The organism is Methanosarcina spelaei, assembly GCF_002287235.1.
GTDB classification, from domain to species: domain Archaea; phylum Halobacteriota; class Methanosarcinia; order Methanosarcinales; family Methanosarcinaceae; genus Methanosarcina; species Methanosarcina spelaei.
The window spans coordinates 1-17,067 of record NZ_LMVP01000010.1 but is presented as its reverse complement, the minus strand read 5'-3'; the positions used below and the strand labels follow the sequence as shown (position 1 = coordinate 17,067).

The following is a 17,067-nucleotide window of genomic DNA, read 5'->3' as shown; positions in this document are numbered from 1 at the left end:
ATCCCCAACCTAAAGGTTGGGGTATTCGTGACCCTCTGCGCTCCCTTGTAATAAATTAGAAAAGTGAGTGAAAAGAGTTAAAAAGGATTGAAAGAGCAAAAAACATATTTATGACTTTCTCTTCTTTTTACATTCTATTAGTTTTTCTTCCAGACGGATACGAGAGATAAAGACTCCGAATTGCGTTGCAATAGTTTCGATGACAGTGCGCACGCTATCCGGAATCTCGAATTCAAGGCTAGAAGCAAGGTAAAAAGCTGCAATAACATTTTTTCCGGATTTTACGGGGATTATTGCGGTAGCCCTGAGATTTTCATGCCTGAGTGCATCATCTCTTGAAGTGAGAAGCAGGTCTATATGCTGTTTATAAACCGGCTGCCCTATCATAACAAGTTTAGCATTTGGGGAATTCACACTGTAATGGGAAGCATGCTCGACAAAATTAGTGGAAAAACCACTTTGAATGGCAAGCGTCATATCTCCTGTTTCTTCATCTATGAGATAAATACCTCCTGCATTGATTTCATCTATTTGCAGGCAGGAATCCAGTAGTTTCTCAAGAGTTTCGTTCAGGGAACTGGTGGTGCTGAGTGCAATGCCAAGGTCTCTCTGGATATAGAGCAATTTTTCTTTCCTCTTCCGCTCAGTAATATCCAAGACTATTCCCTTAAGGTACTTTACTATTCCATTTTCATCAGCTTCAATGAAAGTTCTTTCTTCAACCCAGCGTATTTCGCCTGACTTAGTCAGGATGCGATACTCCTGAGAAAAATCCACGTAATCTTCTTCTATCCTTCTCAAAAGTTCTCTTTCCACTCTTTCCAGGTCGTCAGGATGCACAATATTACCATACATGAGTTTTCTTGATGTAAACTCTTCTACGGTATACCCGAATTTCTTTATGTTTTCTGAGACAAACTCGGCAGGCCAGTACTTTTCCGGCTTCCAGAGGAAAACCGTGACAGGAACCTTATTTATTACTGAAATTAGCTCCTTTGCCATCTCAAGAGCGTTACATAGTGCTACCTCATTAAGGTATTTACAGGCTTTCTGCCTGCCGTTCCCATTTTTGGCCGAGTTTGAAACCACTTTAGACATCTCATTCTCCATAGATTAAAATCTCTTACAGGAAGCTTTGAATACATTTCGGATATTTACATTTTTTGCTTCGCAAACATAGAAGTACGCAATAAATTAAAAAGCTTGTGATTCGAAATTCCAAATGCATCAGAATGCAGAGACTTGAAAGTCAGAATCTATAGAAAGATTCTACAAAAAAAAGCACACAGATATGAGATCACTTAAGAGAAAAATATATATACAGTATCGAGGTCATAGCCATTATAGTTAATAACAATTCTATTTTTAGACCTGTTTCTTTATCTCACTTTTTTAAAGATTCTTGACTCTCTGTACCTCAGGTATAAATCCCGTTTCAAAATGAATTTTCAAGGTCAATTTGATATATAACCGATGATATATTTTTGATATAACTCTACAAAAAATAAAAAGAGGCGAGTTTGAGAATATGGATGACCTTCAGGGAGTATTGAAAGGACAGAAGATTGCTTACTTTTCTATGGAAATAGGGCTTAGCAGTGAAATTCCGACTTATGCTGGAGGGTTAGGCATACTTGCAGGGGACACTATTCGTTCGGCAGCGGACCTGAATATTCCGCTGGTAGCAGTAACACTGGTAAGCAATAAAGGCTATTTCAGGCAAATTCTTGACTCTTCCGGAAACCAGGTCGAACACACTGAAGAGTGGAATCCTGCCCGGTTTATGACACTTCTCTCAGAAGAGGTAAGCGTAAAAATCCAAAATCGGGATGTTAAAATCAAGGCCTGGCTGTATAATTATAAAAGCCTTACAGGAGGCTGTGTACCTATTATTTTCCTTGATACCGATGTCGAAGGAAATGACTGGGAAGATCGCAGAATTACGGATTTTCTCTATGGGGGAGACCAGCGCTATAGGCTCAAGCAGGAAATAGTACTTGGAATAGGGGGAGTAAGAATGCTTGATGCATTGGGCTTCAAGCTTAGGAAATACCACATGAACGAAGGTCACTCAAGTCTGCTCGGCCTGGAACTCCTGAGATGTAACGGCATTGACCCTATGAAAGTCAAGGAGCTATGTATTTTTACAACACATACCCCTGTTGAAGCAGGGCATGATAAGTTTGATTACGGACTTGTAGAAGACCTCATCCAGGACAAAAACTGTGTGGATATCCTCAGAAGATTCGGAGGAACCGATCGCTTTAATACAAGCCTTTTTGCCCTTAACCTATCAAACTATGTCAATGGAGTCACAAAGAGGCACAGCCTAATCTCAAGTGAACTCTTTCCGGGCTACAAAATCCAGGCAATCACAAATGGCGTCCATTCATATACCTGGACCTCTCCCTATTTCAGGAAACTTTACGACCGCTACTTGCCTGGCTGGGCAAACGAACCCGAACTTCTAGTAAGAATAGATGGAATTCCGGACACTGACATCTGGGAAGCTCATTGGAACGCAAAAAGAGCCCTTATTGACGAGGTGAACAAAAGGACAGGTGTGGGTATGGATTACGAGACCCTGACAATTGGCTTTGCACGGCGCATGACCGCATACAAACGAGCAAATCTGGTTTTATCTGACCTTGAAATGCTTAAAAAAATAAACAGACTGGGTAAAATTCAACTTATTTTTGCAGGCAAAGCTCATCCGAATGACGGAGCCGGAAAACAGCTTATCAGGGACATCTTTAAAAATATTGGGATTTTGAGGGAAGAAATAAAGATTGTTTTTCTGGAAAACTATGATATGGATCTTGCCGCGAAAATGGTTTCCGGGGTCGATCTCTGGCTGAACACACCTACTCGCCCTTATGAAGCCTCAGGTACGAGCGGTATGAAAGCTGCCCATAATGGAGTTGTAAACTTCAGTGTACTGGACGGATGGTGGATTGAAGGCTGGATTGAAGGCGTAACAGGATGGGCAATTGGTCCTCAGCCCGAAGAAAAACTTTCCGAAGAAGAAGCAAAAGCAGCAGAACTCAGCGACCTTTACAATAAGCTGTATTATGTTATAATCCCCATGTACTACAACCGCAAGGATGAGTGGATTAAGCTAATTAACAATTCAATAGGTATGATAGCTTATTATTTCAACAGTCATAGGATGATGAGGCGTTATGTCACACATGCATACCTGTAAGTCTAATCGCTTTTTATGGAAACTCGAGAGTTTGAGTTTTATTTCCATTTGTTTTTTGGGGAGGGATAAAGGTAAGTAAAGTTTTTGTCGGTTATTGCAAAATTTACCAGTACTCTTTTTGAAATTACCTTGACAAAAATAAATTCCACATTTTCATAAGTTTGCTTAAGAAAGGATTTTGTTTCTGATAACTAGGCAACATGTTTTAGGTAGTATTACTTTTCAGGTAATGTTGTTGTTGCCTTTCGTTAGTTTGATTCCTTTCGTCAGCTTGATTATATTTTATAGCCCCCTTTTGATTTCCTTATTCAGAGAAGGCTTGTAATTCCTTCCTTTCATTAATGCCGTAGTTTACTGTCATCCCCACTAAAAGTACAGCTAAAGAACAGTACTTTAGGACAGAATTCCTCGTATATCTGTGTAAATCCTCCATAGAGTATGCTTTCTTCGCCAATTTGAATACATCTTCAATGATTGATCTTACAGATCTGAACTCTTTCCATTTGCTTATTAGCTCTTTAAATTTTGCAATTATTTCTTTGTAGAATTTTATTTCTTTTTCAGTATTTCTTTTTGAATCAAATATTTTCAGAGGATATCTCAGCATATTGAAAAGTTTCTTAAAATTACAGTTTTTCCTTGGAAATATCAAAGGTACTACCTTAAACTCTCTTACAGATATAACGTAGTTTTCATAGGAATAGTAGCCTCTATCAGCATAGATAATGTCTCCTGCTTTTATTATTCTCCTTCTTTTGAGTTCTTTGAGTATTTCCGGATAAATTTTAGGTTCTGATACATTTGCTTCATTAATCAGAAACGCTAAAGGTTTCAATGTTTGAGATTCAAGTGCAAGAGTCAGTTTCATCCCAATGAAGAAACCTCTATGTGTTGAGTGCCCCCATTTGTATTCTTTGTTTTCCAGGCTTTCTTTGGTTATCTTTTTAGCATGCCAGTTCAGGTTAAGATTTATGTCAGTACTGTCAATTATAATGCTTCTTGACCCACTTCTTCTCTTTGGACATAAACCATTCAAGAGTTCAAAAACAAAATCAGTAAACTGTTGCGGTTCAAACTTACTAAGAATGCCGTAAATTTCTTTTTCATTGGGTACTGAACTAATTTTTAAAAAGGTTCTCAAGCTTTCTCTTTCTTCTAATTCTCTGATAGCATAGGAGATTTCACAGGAAAAAAACATGCTCAGAAGGACAATTTTAATAGCAGGCACTGACTTTTGGAGGGGCAGGATGCCCCTCTTTGTAAGGATTTGTCTGCATGATCTCAAATCAAAAACGTTTAATATTTCGGATAACAATTTCCATTTGAAATCTTCGTTTAGTGGAATAAGCGGAGCTTTCATAATATATCGTCAGAAGAGGATTGTACGTCCTCCTCAATAAAATTTACGGTTTATTTTTACTTTAATTTTAATTTTGGTAAAAAATAAGATGTACTTTTTTTGGGGAAACTACCAGTATTCTTAATTAATGGAATAAAAGAGAAATAATCTTCAGTTTGATGGTGAATTTAAGAGGACCCTATTATTTTAATAAACGGTGTTTTCGCACTGGAAAATGGGCAGGATTTTCACCATTGATGAGGGCGAGATTCCAGTATGGATAAATAAAGTGCGAATAGAAAATTCAATTTAAATTGGAACTTTATAGCGATTGCTATCGAATAAGTATGACAAAATCGCACATTTATTTGTAAGATTGAGACGTTCGTGAATGAACTTCTCAAAATGAAGAAGAAAGTTTAATGAATTCGGATGAAATTCTATTGTTCTTTTAAAATTGGAGAGGAACCAGAAAAAATTAAAAAGACTCAAAGATCTGGAAATATAGCTCTGTAAATATAATTTCCACGAACAGTATCTAGCAAAGTATAAATTAAGGCTTCAAAAAAGCTATTCTTTGAATCTCAGGGCATTTTTTATTATAATTTGTAAATGAAATTCATATTTGGAAGGTTGTTATTAAAATATACAGGATTTGATGCAACTTGAGGCAATTTATGAATATAGGAAGAGAAATTGGTGGAAAACAAGAGCGTTAGTGAGGCAATTTTTCCGAATTCCAATCTCTTTATGGTATTTTAGTCAGGTGTGGTATCAAATGTACTAAAAATTCCGGAAGAATAATGATTGACTTGTTTATCTTTTAATTCTCTTTTGATTTCACTCTGCTATTTTCCAACAAGTTTAACCATTTTTATTGAGAAATCTTTCAACGTGTTTGTCTCTCTAAGTCTAGAGTTTAAACTGGATCGATATATTTATAAAGTAAAAAAATAATTAAGTTTGCTAATGGGATCTTTAAATTTGCCACAAAGATCTACTAAAAAAATTGTCAATTGTATCCGTTATAATTCATTGGTCATCGGTTAAGGAAAAATCGTTATCAATTGCATTGAAAATCGTTATCAATTGCATTGATTTTCATAAAATTTGTTAAATTATTCATCAAATGCAAAACTGGAATCTGATATCGATTTCAATTTAAACACTAAACATTTGGGTTTGAGTTTTTCCGTCGAAATCGAGATCAGCAGCTCAAAATCCTTAACCGAATACAAATGCGTTATAATTTAATAAATTGAGTTAAATAACTAAGTAAAAAATTTAAGACACTATCGTCAAAGTAGTAAAAATTATGGTATAGAGGGGAAAAACTGGTCAGGGATCTTTGTAAGGAGTTAAGCAAAAATGGGTCTGCGTGATTATTTACTATTACTCTATTGCATTTGCTATGATGGCTGGTGTAATAGTTGCTTATCTGCTTAATCTGGATATAGACCATAAATCAAATGGGAGAATTTGTGTTAAGTTAGAATCACTGATGGTTTTTCTAAGTTAAAGAAATAATTGGTTTTTCGTTGTTTTATGTGGATATCGTCATAATATTCTCATAAAAACCAATTTAGAATAGAATTAACTCTGCCTCCTTTAATTTTGAATTTTCTTTAAAATTCCAGCTATTTGTATAAGAAAGTAACTAAATATTGTTTAGATTTAATTAAGGTCTAAAATAATGGAAATTGTTATTTTTATACAACCTTTACGAATTATGATATGTGTTTTTCACAAATAATGTTCGAAAACGTGCATGAGTTTTTAAGTTGAGAACAAAAAACGCAATTAGGAAAAATGTAGTAAAATGTACTAGAGAAAGAGGTATGGTTTAATGATTCCGTTGTGTAGGCCATATTTTGATTCCGAAGAATTGTATGAGATAAAAGAAGTATTGGATTCTGGATGGGTATCTCAAGGACCTAAAGTAAGAGAATTCGAAAATAAGGTTGCAGATTATGTTGGTGCTAAGTATGCCATTGCTGTCACAAACTGCACAGCATCACTCCATTTGGCACTTTTGAGCCTTGGTATTAGTATGGGAGATGAGGTTTTAGTAGCCGATTATACTTTTCCAGCTACAGGTCATTCAGTGTTATATTGTGGAGCAAAGCCGATTTTCGTAGATGTAAATTTAGATACTTACAATATAGATTCTGACAAAATTGAGGAAAAAATAACAGAAAGAACAAAGGCGATTATCCCTGTTCATACATTTGGCCAACCTGCAGAAATGGATAAAATTATGAAAATCGCTCATGATTATAATCTAAAAATTGTTGAGGATGCAGCCTGTGCCTTAGGTGCAAAATACAAAACAGAGTATGCTGGAACCATTGGAAATATAGGGTGTTATTCGTTTCATGCAAGAAAAGGGATTACCACAGGGGAAGGAGGTATGGTAGTTACCAGTGATAAAACTCTTGCTGAGAAAATTAGATATTTGTCCGTTTTTGGGATGAAGTCTGCTTGGGATAGAGAAAAAGATCAGATTCTCAGTATTCCAGAATTTTCGGATATAGGTTATAATTACAAAATGAGTGATATAACGGCTGCTATAGGAGTCGCCCAGCTAAAAAAAATAGACATGATTATTGAAAGAAAAAAGAAGTTAGCAAAATATTGGGACGAAAAGTTAGAAGACATCGATTTCATTAGTAAGCCTTATGTTCAAAAGGATGTGAGACATATCTATCAAAGCTATGTAGCTCTCATTGACAAAAATATAAACAGGAACAAACTAATTTCAAAACTGATGAAACATGGAATTCAAACTCAAATTGGAACATATGCATCTCATATCCAACCTGTTTATGCTTCTCAAGAGAAATGTCCAAACTCATTGGACATATTTAATAGATCAATAGCATTGCCTCTATATTATGAGTTAAAAGAAGAAGATATCGATTTTGTAACAAAAAGTATTAAAATATCGGTGAGTGAGCTGAAATGAGATTGAATAATAAGTCTGTACTTGTTACTGGAGGTGCTGGATTTATCGGAAGTCATCTTGTTGATAGATTGATCCTTGAAAATCCAGACAATCTTGTTGTTGCGGATTCTTTTTTCTTAGGCAAAAAAGAAAATTTGAATAATGCAATGAAAAATTATCCCGGTTTAAAAATATTAAACCAGGACTGTACAGAGTATGAACAAATGAAAGTCATTATGGAAAACGAAGGAATTGATGTCGTTTTCAATCTTGCAGTGATTCCCTTACCAGCAAGCCTTGAAAAACCGGCATGGACGTTCAAGCATAATGTAGATATTGCTGCTTCATTATGCGAATTGGCTCGAAATGATCTTTTTGATACCTTAATCCATTTTTCTTCGTCTGAAGCTTACGGGACTTCTGTATATGCTCCTATGGACGAAAATCATCCTTTAAATGGAACTACACCTTATGCAGCCAGCAAAGCATCATCTGATCTTCTAGTATCCTCATACTGTGAAACATTTGGTATAGATACCTCAATAATCAGACCCTTTAATAACTATGGACCCAGACAAAATGATCAGAGTTATGCCGGGGTGATCCCAATAACAATAGAGCGGATTTTGCAAGGCGGCGTTCCTGTAATATTTGGAAATGGAGAGCAAACAAGAGATTACTTGTATGTGACAGATACAGCAAGTGCAGCAATAAACGTATACAAAAATAACAAAACAAGAAACAAAGTATTGAACATTGCAAGCGGAAAAGAAGTATCCATAAAGTATTTAGTTACTCTTATTGCCGAGTATTTAGGCTGTGAAAATAAAATTATGTATGAACCTCCAAGAATTGGAGACGTAAAAAGGCACATAGCAAATGTTTATCTTGCAGAAGATTTGATTCAGTTTAAACCTGAAGTTACTTTTGAAGAAGGGCTCAAAAAGACGATTGACTGGTATAAAAGTAGCTTCACCAGAGGAGAACCAAAAAATGAATAATAAAGTTAAGCAGGAATTATATGATTTTTGAGAATGAGAGACCATATAAAAGCCATGGAAATGGTTTGTTCAAAGAAGAAGATTTCAAAAAATTAGGTGAAAACGTAATCTTTGAAGATAATGTGCTTGTTTTTCACCCTGAAAACATAGAGATCGGAAACAATGTATACATTGGGCACAATACGATCCTTAAAGGCTATTATAATAATAATATGTCCATTGGTGACCATACTTGGATTGGACAAAATTGTTTTATTCATTCTGCTGGGAGGATTACAATTGGGAAATGTGTAGGTATAGGCCCAATGGTAAAAATATTGACTTCTCAACATAAAGGGGATAACATAAAAATACCTGTATTATTTACCGAACTAAGTACAAAAGAAGTTGTATTAGAAGATGGTTGTGATATTGGCATTGGTTCTATAATTCTTCCTGGGATCACTGTAGGAGAAGGAGCTATTGTTGGAGCAGGAAGTGTTGTAACTAAAGACGTAGAACCGTATACAATAGCAGCTGGCGTGCCAGCCAGACTTTTGAAATATCGGTAAAAATTTTCGAGACTTTTTATTATTTTCTGGTCTCTTTCAATTTCCACTTTGAATCGTGCGAAACAATAAAATTTTAATTATATTGAAATAAATTATTTGTTATGATAAGAGGAAACAAATCAATCAATAAGTTAATGGTAAAAACGGTATTTGAAGGCAACATATTAATTCCTTTACCGAAATTATTGGTTGAAAATCGCTTTCATTCTCTATTTTCTATAATATCTCCTACTCATTGCGATTACAAATGAAGTAAAAAAGCTGTTTTCCTTGGCTCTTCCTGTATTTACCCAAAACTCGCTCCTCAGCCTCTTAAAGAAGAATATCTATTGACCGGCTTTCTTGAAGAGACAAATGAAGCCTATGCAATAGCTAAGATTGCAGGCATTAGACTCTGCAAACATTACAACCAGCAGTATGAAACTAATTTCATTTCCGTGATGCCTACCAACCTATACTGACCTAATGATAGTTTTTATCTTGAAACTTCCCATGTGACGCCTGCATTGATAAGAAAGTTCCATGAAGCGAAGGTGAATAACAAACCTGAAGTCGTTGTTTGGGTCACAGGCAAGCCTCTCAGGGAGTTCATGAATGTGGATATATAGCTCTGTAAATATAATTTCCACGAACGGCATCTCGCAAAGTATAAATTAAGACTTCAAAAAAGCTATTCTTTGAACCTCAGGGCATCTTTTATTATAATTTGTAGATGAAATTCATATTTGGAAGAATATTATTAAAATATACAAGATTTGATGCAACTTGAGGCAATTTATGAATATAGGAAGAAAGGTTGGTGGAAAACAAGAGGGTTGGTGAGGCAATTTTTTCCAAATTCCAACTTCTTTATGGTATGTTTAGTCAGGTGTGGTATCAAATGTACTAAAATTCTGGAAGAGCGATGATTGACTTGTTTATCTCTTAATTCTCTTTTGATTTTACTCTGCTATTTTCTAACGATTTTAACCACTTTTACTGAGAAATCTTTCAACGCATTTGTCTTTTTAAATCAAAAATTTAAACTGGATCGACATATATATAAAGTAAAAAAATAATTAAGTTTGCTACTGGGATCTTTAAATTTGCTACAAAGATCTGTAAAAAAGATTACCAACTGTGCCCGTTATAATTTAATAAATTAAATTAAATAACTAAGTAAAAAATTTAAGATATATTACCAAAGTAGCAAAAATTATGATATAAAAGGGAAAAACTGATCAGGGTCTTTGTAAGGAGTTAAGCAAAAATGGGTCTGCGTGATATTTACTATTATTTTATTGCATTTGCTATGATGGCTGGTGTAATAATTGCTTATCTTCTTAATCTGGATATAGATCAGAAGCCTAATGGGAGAATTTGTATTAGGTCTAGGCGGCGATAAGCTCTCTAAATTAAAAAATAATGTTTTAGTTATTTTGGGATAAAACAACGGTACACTATTGAATGTTTTATATATTCTTTTTACCGTAAATAGTGCTTGTAGCAGTCAGAGATAAATATTAAACAAATTTTAGAACATGACCAATATTGTCTTAGTTCAGAAGAAGTAAAACTTTGAACCAGCCTGCATTAAGAGTAGATACAGAAATTAATGAAAAATAAGTCAAAAGATTCGTCTAATAGTTAGAAATTATGTATAAAGTAAGAGGTCAAACGGATGGGGCAGAGGTTTTTACAATTTGATATATTGAGGTCTATTGCAATCGTATTCATAGTTCTTACTCATATGCATTTATTTTATAACACTCCGCTATATAATAGTAATATATTTCTTAATGTTGGAGATTGGGGCCTAGTTATTTTTTTCTTTATATCTGGTTTTTTATTAACTGCTAATAATAATCTTGAGTCAAAAGAAAAAATTTTGATATTCCTGAAAAAAAGAATTAAAAGAATATATCCTTTATATATTATTTCAATATTGCTTACTTACATAATGTTTGTAATTTTTGACTTTAAAAGAGCTTCATTACAATATGACCTAAGTATTATTAGCTTAATTGTCCACTTAATAGTAATACAAGCTTTCATACCTCAAACATATCTTCCCAATCATACATTTTTAATCCCTGCATTATGGTATGTAAGTGCGATAATTTGGTATTATATATTATATTCAATAATTATATACAAATCTAAAAATATAAAAGAAATAATATTTTACTCAGGGATTGTAATGATCCCGTTTATAATACTAAAAATTGGATTTAATTTAATCCAGTTTCGTGCATTTTATTATTATCCAATATTTATTCTAGGAATAATATCTTCCATTATTTCCAAAAATAGTCCATGCAAAAAAATAAATTCATATATTACAATATTAATTGCTCTAATCTTTTCTAAATTGGTTCTTTTCGATTTAACATCTGACGATTTAATAAATACTAATATAATATATTTCTTTTCATTGTTCATTTTGATAAGCTTAATAGAATCAAAATTTTCAGCTTTTCAAAAGAAAAGCAATATCATATCCCATTATTTCTATAAGATTTCCTATTGTTCTTATGCAGTATATCTGTTTCATTTTCCAGTATTATGTTTCTTCAAAACAATATTAGATTTCAACCATTTAATTAGTCAAGAGCTGCAGAGTAAAATATTATTATTTCTTGGAGTACCTCTTTTATTTATAATTGGTAATTATATTCAAAAAGAATATGACAATAGGACAACTAGTAATAAACAAAAAGAGTTATCGCTTTCAAAAGAGGAAAAAAATTGCTTAATTTAACAGAACATCAGGAAATTTTCAGCAAGCAGGTGCCTAAGAATTTACTAGCCAATACTCTATATTTTATACTGAATGTGATAATTGGTTTGCTTCTGGTACCATATTTTATTGATTCTCTTGGCGTAGCAAGTTACGCACTCGTTCCTTTAGCTACTTCTATTACCAGTTATGTAAATTTAGTTGTACAATCACTAAATACATCCGTGTCAAGGTATTTGACTATAGATTTGCAGACACAAGAATTCAAAAAAGCCAGTATAACATTTAATACTGCTCTTTTTGGAACGCTTGGAATTATATTAATAATGCTTCCTTTTGTAGTTTTAATTTCATATTATTCGCCTTCATTCTTTGAAATTCCCACCAGCCAGGAAAATGCTGCAAGAATACTTTTTCTTGGAGTGATAGGTTCATTCTTATTGCGGGCGTGGGGAAGTAATTTTGGCGTTTCTCTTTTTGCCTACAACAGGCTTGATCTCCAGAACCTTGTGAATGCTATAAATATTATTGTTCAAACAGGCTTAATAGTGATATTATTCAAGTTATATTCTCCAAACTTGGTTTATATCGGATTATCTTATTTAATTGGGGCTGTAGCTGCTCTTGTTTTATCTATATTTTTCTCACGTAAGATAAATCCCCATCTAAAAGTTAATGTAAAAGATTTTCGTAGATCGAAAGTCAATGAAATTACGAGTATGGGCGGCTGGGTTATAATTAACCAGATTGGTACATTATTATTCCTTCAAATAGATTTAATCGTCGTGAATAAATTATTTGGTACTGCTGCTGGAGGAGAATATTCTGTCGTGCTGACATGGAGCATGATGCTGCGTACTGTCGCAGGAATGCTAGTAGGAGTCCTTACACCTGTAATTCTCACTTACTATGCAAAAGAAAGAATAGATGAACTGATAAGCGTATCAAAAAGTGCTGTAAAGCTTGCAGGCCTTGCAATGGCACTACCGATAGGTTACATATGCGGTTTCGCACCTCAACTTCTTACACTATGGGTAGGCCCTGAGTTTGCAAAACTCTCACCATTGATGGTTTTAATGTTATTCCATCTTGTGATTAACCTTCCAGTGATGCCCCTCTTTGCGATCAATGTGGCATACAATAAAGTAAAAATTCCAGGTATTGTTACATTTATTATGGGGATAGGCAATTTTTTGCTGGCAGTACTGATTCCTTATCTCACAGGTTGGAATTATTATGGAGTTGCATTGGCAGGAGCAATTATGCTGACATTTAAAAATGCATTTTTTATTCCATGGTATGCTACTAAGGTGCTTGGGATCTCCAGAACTACATTTGTAAAATCCATGCTTTCCGGAGTATTCTCTATGACTGTAACTGCACTAGCATCTCGTCTAGTCGGTAATTATTTTCAAGTTTCAGGCCTTATTTCATTGTTGATTTGTGGGATTTTTTTGACTGTTTTTTATCTGCTATTTGTATGGGGGGTTGGACTTGATCAATTAGAAAGGCAAGCAGTAGAATCACTTTTACCAGTAAAATTAAGGGGCAGGTTGAGTTTTGAAGTCAAATGTAATCGATGAGATAGTAAAAAATGACCTCTGCATAGGCTGTGGAATCTGTGTAGGAATATGCTCCCGTAAAGTATTAGAAATTCAGGATAACGAATATGGAGAGTATGTTCCCTGTGAAGTTCAGGCATGTGATTCAAGATGCGGTTTATGCCTTGAGTTTTGTCCATTTAGTAACAATGAAAATGAAACGCAAATGGGAGCGAAGATTTACGGAAGCATAGAAGGAATCAATTATCTATTCGAAACAGGTTATTACCTTGATTCTTATGTAGGGTATTCAAATGATTTCAGGCAGAGCAGTGCATCGGGAGGTATGGCAACCTGGCTTCTTACAAAGTTATTGAAAGAAGGTATTGTAGACTATGTAATGTGCCCAATCTCTCAAAAAAACCCAGAGAAACTATTCAGTTTTGAGATATTGAGCAATGAATATTCTGTAAAGGCTGCTTCAGGATCGGTATATTATCCTGTTGAAATGTCCGAGGTAATCCAGAAAATTCAGGAAATTCCAGGCCGCTATGCCGTTACAGGTTTACCCTGTTTTATAAAAGCTCTCAGGCTCGCTGCTCAGAAAAACAGAGAGTTAAGAGAAAGGATTGTTTTCACAATAGGTCTTGTTTGTGGCCAGATGAAAAGCAAAAATTATACAAAATACATTGCAGCGTTAGCAGGCAATAATGACTTACAGAAAGTTGAGAGTGTTTATTATAGAGGAAAAAGTCCTGAAAAATTTGCAAGTAACTATTATTATCAGTTTACCGATGAACAAGGATCACAATATAAAATCTTCTGGGATGAAGGGATATCTGAAGCCTGGATAAACAGATGGTTTACTCCTAATGCATGTAATTATTGTGATGATGTGTTCGCGGAACTTGCAGATGTAACTTTTATGGATGCCTGGCTTCCAGAGTATTCGAAAGATAGTAAAGGCACAAATCTTGTGCTTGTAAGATCACCTAAAATCCTGACCCTTATTCAAGAAGGAATAGAAAAAGGAGAAATTAGTGCTAATAAAATTTCAGTCGAAAAAATAATACAGAGCCAAGCAGGAGTCCTTGAACTTAAAAGAAAACAGCTTTCTTATCGTCTGTATTTAGCTGGGATAAAAGGTCAAAAAGTGCCTGAAAAAAGAGTAAAGGCAAGTAAAGATATAGGAATGCTAAAAACGAGAGAAATTAAGCTCAAAGAAATGATGCAGAAAGAAAGCAAACAACTCTTTTTAATTTACTGCCAGAACAATATACTGGAAATAAAAGAGTTCAGAAGTGGAATGAATCCATATATCAACCAAGGTAAACGGCTCAGACTGCTTGGAAAGCTTATGCCCCCTATTCGGGTTATTAAAAGAATAAGTAAAAAAGAGGGAACGGAAAAATGAATGAAAAGCCAACTTTTATTCTGGCGGGAAATGGCCCATATGAAAACAGAGGATGTGAAGCGATTGTAAGGGGGACTGTAAAGATATTAAAGTATTACTATAAGGACCCTTCATTTTTGTGTGTGAGCTTTTTTCAAAATCAAGAACAGTTTGAAAAACAAAGCCGAGAAGAGTTTGATCCGGCAATAGTGCATAAGAAAGCCAATAAACGCCAAAGCAAATTTGATCCAAATTGGCTTCTGAGGTTACCATTCAGAGGAATTTATCCAGAATTGTATAAAAGTTGGATGTATAAAGAGATGATCCCACATATCAAAAACTCAACCTCAGTGTTATCCATCGGTGGAGACAATTACTCCTTAGATTATGGCATCCCGAAGAAATTTATATATTTGGATGATGTTGTTCTGGAAAGTAAAAAACCACTAATTATTTGGGGTGCATCTGTAGGACCTTTTGAAAAAATACCCAAATATGAAAAATATATGAAAGAACATCTTCAGAGTATAACGGGGATTTTTGCAAGAGAATCAGCTACGATAAATTATTTAGATAAAATTGGAATAACAGATAATGTGTATGAAGTTGCAGACCCAGCATTTTTAATGGATGCAACAGAACCTCAACCCAATAAAAAGATCGAAATTGAAGAGAATTCCATTGGAATAAATCTAAGTCCTTTAATGGTAAGGTACTTCAGCAATGGAGATATGGGATCATGGATAAACACGGCAACTAAGATTGTAGAAGATATTTCAAACCAAACTAACAATAGAATCTATTTAATTCCGCACGTCACGACTTCACACTCTAATGATTATTTATTTTTAAAAAAAGTTAGAGAAAACGCAAAGATCTCTAAAGAGAATATAATTTTACTTCCACCTACATATAACGCTTCAGAAACAAAGTGGATAATTAGTAAAATGAAACTTTTTGCAGGGTCAAGAACTCACTCAACAATTGCTGCTCTTTCTTCTTACGTTCCAACATTAAGTTTTGCATACAGTATTAAAGCAAAAGGAATTAACAGAGACATATTTGGGCACGAAGATTATTGCTTGAGTCCAGAAGATCTAACTCCAGAAACTGTGACTAAAAAAATAGAATTAATGTTGGATAGGAGGAAAAAAATCATATCGGAATTGAAGACATCTATTCCAAGGATTAAAGATAAAGCTCTCTTAGCTGGTGAAACTCTTATGAATATCACAGGTTAATTTTTTTACATTATAACAAAAACTTAAATAAGAGCGATAAATATGCCATTGGTTTCTGTAGTTATTCCCCTTTACAACAAAGAACTTTACGTAAGCCGAGCGTTATACTCTGTTCTCAATCAGACATTCCAGGAATTTGAGATAATAATAATCGATGATGGTTCAACAGACAAAAGTGCTGAAGTAGTAAAAAATTTCGTAGACCCCAGAATCAGGTTGATACATCAAGAAAATGGAGGAGTATCTGCAGCAAGGAATAAGGGAATTGAAAAAGCAAAAGCAAATTTAATTGCTTTCTTAGATGCAGATGATGAGTGGACTCCAAGTTTTCTGGAAACGATATTGAGATTAAGAAAGAAATATCCTGAGGCAGGAGCTTATGCGACAGCATACAAAAAACGATATCCAAACATGAATGAAAAGAAACTAAATTTCTTTGGGCTTCTTGAACATCAAAAGGAAGGCTTACTTACATCATATTTTAAATCTGCAACAAAGGGAAAACTACCAGTGCGTTCATCAAATGTTGCAATACCAAAAAATGTATTTTATGAGGTAGGAAAATTTCCTATAGGTGAGTGGTGGGGAGAAGATACCGACATGTGGGGCAGAATAGCCCTGAAATTTCCCATTGCATTTAGTATGGATATTTGTTCTGTATATAATATCGATACATTAAATAGTGCTTCTAAAACTATAATGTGTGTTCAAGAGCATCCTTTTATCAAGACAGCAAGAGAAGCTATTCGAAAGAATGAAGTATCTCCTGATATCTTAGAAGATTTATATGAATATCTCGATAAGGAATGGATCGTTACAGCGAAGAGAAATCTACTTGCAGAAAATGCAAAACTTTCAAGAATGAATTTATATCAGTGTACTTCCAAAAAATTTGATATACATAAGGAACTTATTTTACTACAGACATATTTGCCACAGAAAGTGTATAGCTTGAAAAACAAAGTTATTTCAAAGATATATGAAAAAATATAGTAAATATTCAGGTATTCGTATCCTCTTCAAATTGAGTGGAGATATCTTTCACTTTCCACTCACTGAACTTTTTTCTCTGATTAATTGAGCCAGAGATGGCATCCCAAATGTACCGCCAACTCTATCACATATGTACAGAT

The 17,067-nt window shown here is 34.3% G+C and carries 11 protein-coding genes and 1 pseudogene; 10 read left to right on the top strand and 2 right to left on the bottom strand.

All coding sequences use genetic code 11. The features are described 5' to 3' along the window. Positions 1–108: 108 nt before the first annotated feature. Entirely contained in the window at positions 109–1,098 is a 990-nt protein-coding gene (locus ASJ81_RS01105; protein WP_095642858.1) for a GAF domain-containing protein, read from the bottom strand. A gap of 430 nt (positions 1,099–1,528) precedes the next feature. Between ASJ81_RS01105 and glgP the strand changes: the two genes are divergently transcribed. Beyond that, complete coding sequence (gene glgP / locus ASJ81_RS01100; protein WP_095642857.1) at positions 1,529–3,205, top strand: alpha-glucan family phosphorylase; 1,677 nt, start codon at positions 1,529–1,531, stop codon at positions 3,203–3,205. A gap of 304 nt (positions 3,206–3,509) precedes the next feature. Here the strand turns inward: glgP and ASJ81_RS01095 are convergent, their stop codons facing one another. Beyond that, positions 3,510–4,565, bottom strand: a complete 1,056-nt coding sequence (locus ASJ81_RS01095; protein WP_095642856.1) for a transposase — start codon at positions 4,563–4,565, stop codon at positions 3,510–3,512. A 1,825-nt stretch (positions 4,566–6,390) separates the two neighbouring features. Between ASJ81_RS01095 and ASJ81_RS01090 the strand changes: the two genes are divergently transcribed. The 9 genes and pseudogenes from ASJ81_RS01090 to ASJ81_RS01050 all read left to right on the top strand — a co-directional run bounded on the left by ASJ81_RS01090 (position 6,391) and on the right by ASJ81_RS01050 (position 16,927). Continuing rightward, entirely contained in the window at positions 6,391–7,509 is a 1,119-nt protein-coding gene (locus ASJ81_RS01090) for a DegT/DnrJ/EryC1/StrS family aminotransferase (protein ID WP_095642855.1), read from the top strand. Further along, on the top strand, positions 7,506–8,489 hold the full coding sequence (locus tag ASJ81_RS01085; RefSeq protein WP_095642854.1) for a GDP-mannose 4,6-dehydratase: 984 nt from the start codon (positions 7,506–7,508) through the stop codon (positions 8,487–8,489). Before ASJ81_RS01090 ends, ASJ81_RS01085 begins: the two co-directional genes overlap by 4 nt. A 20-nt stretch (positions 8,490–8,509) precedes the next feature. Then, positions 8,510–9,040, top strand: coding sequence for an acyltransferase (locus ASJ81_RS23490; protein WP_095642853.1), 531 nt, complete (start codon positions 8,510–8,512; stop codon positions 9,038–9,040). A gap of 266 nt (positions 9,041–9,306) precedes the next feature. Then, a pseudogene (locus ASJ81_RS01075) lies at positions 9,307–9,648 on the top strand (NAD-dependent epimerase/dehydratase family protein); the annotation flags it as partial. A gap of 1,052 nt (positions 9,649–10,700) precedes the next feature. Further along, entirely contained in the window at positions 10,701–11,780 is a 1,080-nt protein-coding gene (locus tag ASJ81_RS01070; protein ID WP_095642852.1) for an acyltransferase family protein, read from the top strand. Beyond that, on the top strand, positions 11,768–13,342 hold the full coding sequence (locus tag ASJ81_RS01065; protein WP_095642851.1) for a lipopolysaccharide biosynthesis protein: 1,575 nt from the start codon (positions 11,768–11,770) through the stop codon (positions 13,340–13,342). Before ASJ81_RS01070 ends, ASJ81_RS01065 begins: the two co-directional genes overlap by 13 nt. Further along, positions 13,320–14,714, top strand: a complete 1,395-nt coding sequence (locus tag ASJ81_RS01060; RefSeq protein ID WP_095642850.1) for a Coenzyme F420 hydrogenase/dehydrogenase, beta subunit C-terminal domain — start codon at positions 13,320–13,322, stop codon at positions 14,712–14,714. The genes ASJ81_RS01065 and ASJ81_RS01060 overlap by 23 nt, the downstream gene beginning before the upstream one ends. Further along, positions 14,711–15,934 carry a polysaccharide pyruvyl transferase family protein gene (locus tag ASJ81_RS01055; protein ID WP_095642849.1) on the top strand — a complete coding sequence of 408 codons (1,224 nt, stop codon included), beginning with the start codon at positions 14,711–14,713 and terminating at the stop codon, positions 15,932–15,934. The genes ASJ81_RS01060 and ASJ81_RS01055 overlap by 4 nt, the downstream gene beginning before the upstream one ends. Positions 15,935–15,976: 42 nt before the next feature. Further along, positions 15,977–16,927 (top strand): glycosyltransferase family 2 protein, encoded by a 951-nt coding sequence (locus tag ASJ81_RS01050; protein WP_095642848.1) that lies wholly within the window; start codon positions 15,977–15,979, stop codon positions 16,925–16,927. Positions 16,928–17,067 lie beyond the last annotated feature (140 nt).

Coding starts and splice junctions, on each gene's coding strand:
- ASJ81_RS01050 (WP_095642848.1), top strand. CDS start 15,977: ATGCCATTGGTTTCTGTAGTTATTCCCCTTTACAACAAAGAACTTTAC.
- ASJ81_RS01095 (WP_095642856.1), bottom strand. CDS start 4,565: ATGAAAGCTCCGCTTATTCCACTAAACGAAGATTTCAAATGGAAATTG.
- ASJ81_RS01085 (WP_095642854.1), top strand. CDS start 7,506: ATGAGATTGAATAATAAGTCTGTACTTGTTACTGGAGGTGCTGGATTT.
- ASJ81_RS01090 (WP_095642855.1), top strand. CDS start 6,391: ATGATTCCGTTGTGTAGGCCATATTTTGATTCCGAAGAATTGTATGAG.
- ASJ81_RS01105 (WP_095642858.1), bottom strand. CDS start 1,098: ATGTCTAAAGTGGTTTCAAACTCGGCCAAAAATGGGAACGGCAGGCAG.
- glgP (WP_095642857.1), top strand. CDS start 1,529: ATGGATGACCTTCAGGGAGTATTGAAAGGACAGAAGATTGCTTACTTT.
- ASJ81_RS01070 (WP_095642852.1), top strand. CDS start 10,701: ATGGGGCAGAGGTTTTTACAATTTGATATATTGAGGTCTATTGCAATC.
- ASJ81_RS01055 (WP_095642849.1), top strand. CDS start 14,711: ATGAATGAAAAGCCAACTTTTATTCTGGCGGGAAATGGCCCATATGAA.
- ASJ81_RS23490 (WP_095642853.1), top strand. CDS start 8,510: ATGATTTTTGAGAATGAGAGACCATATAAAAGCCATGGAAATGGTTTG.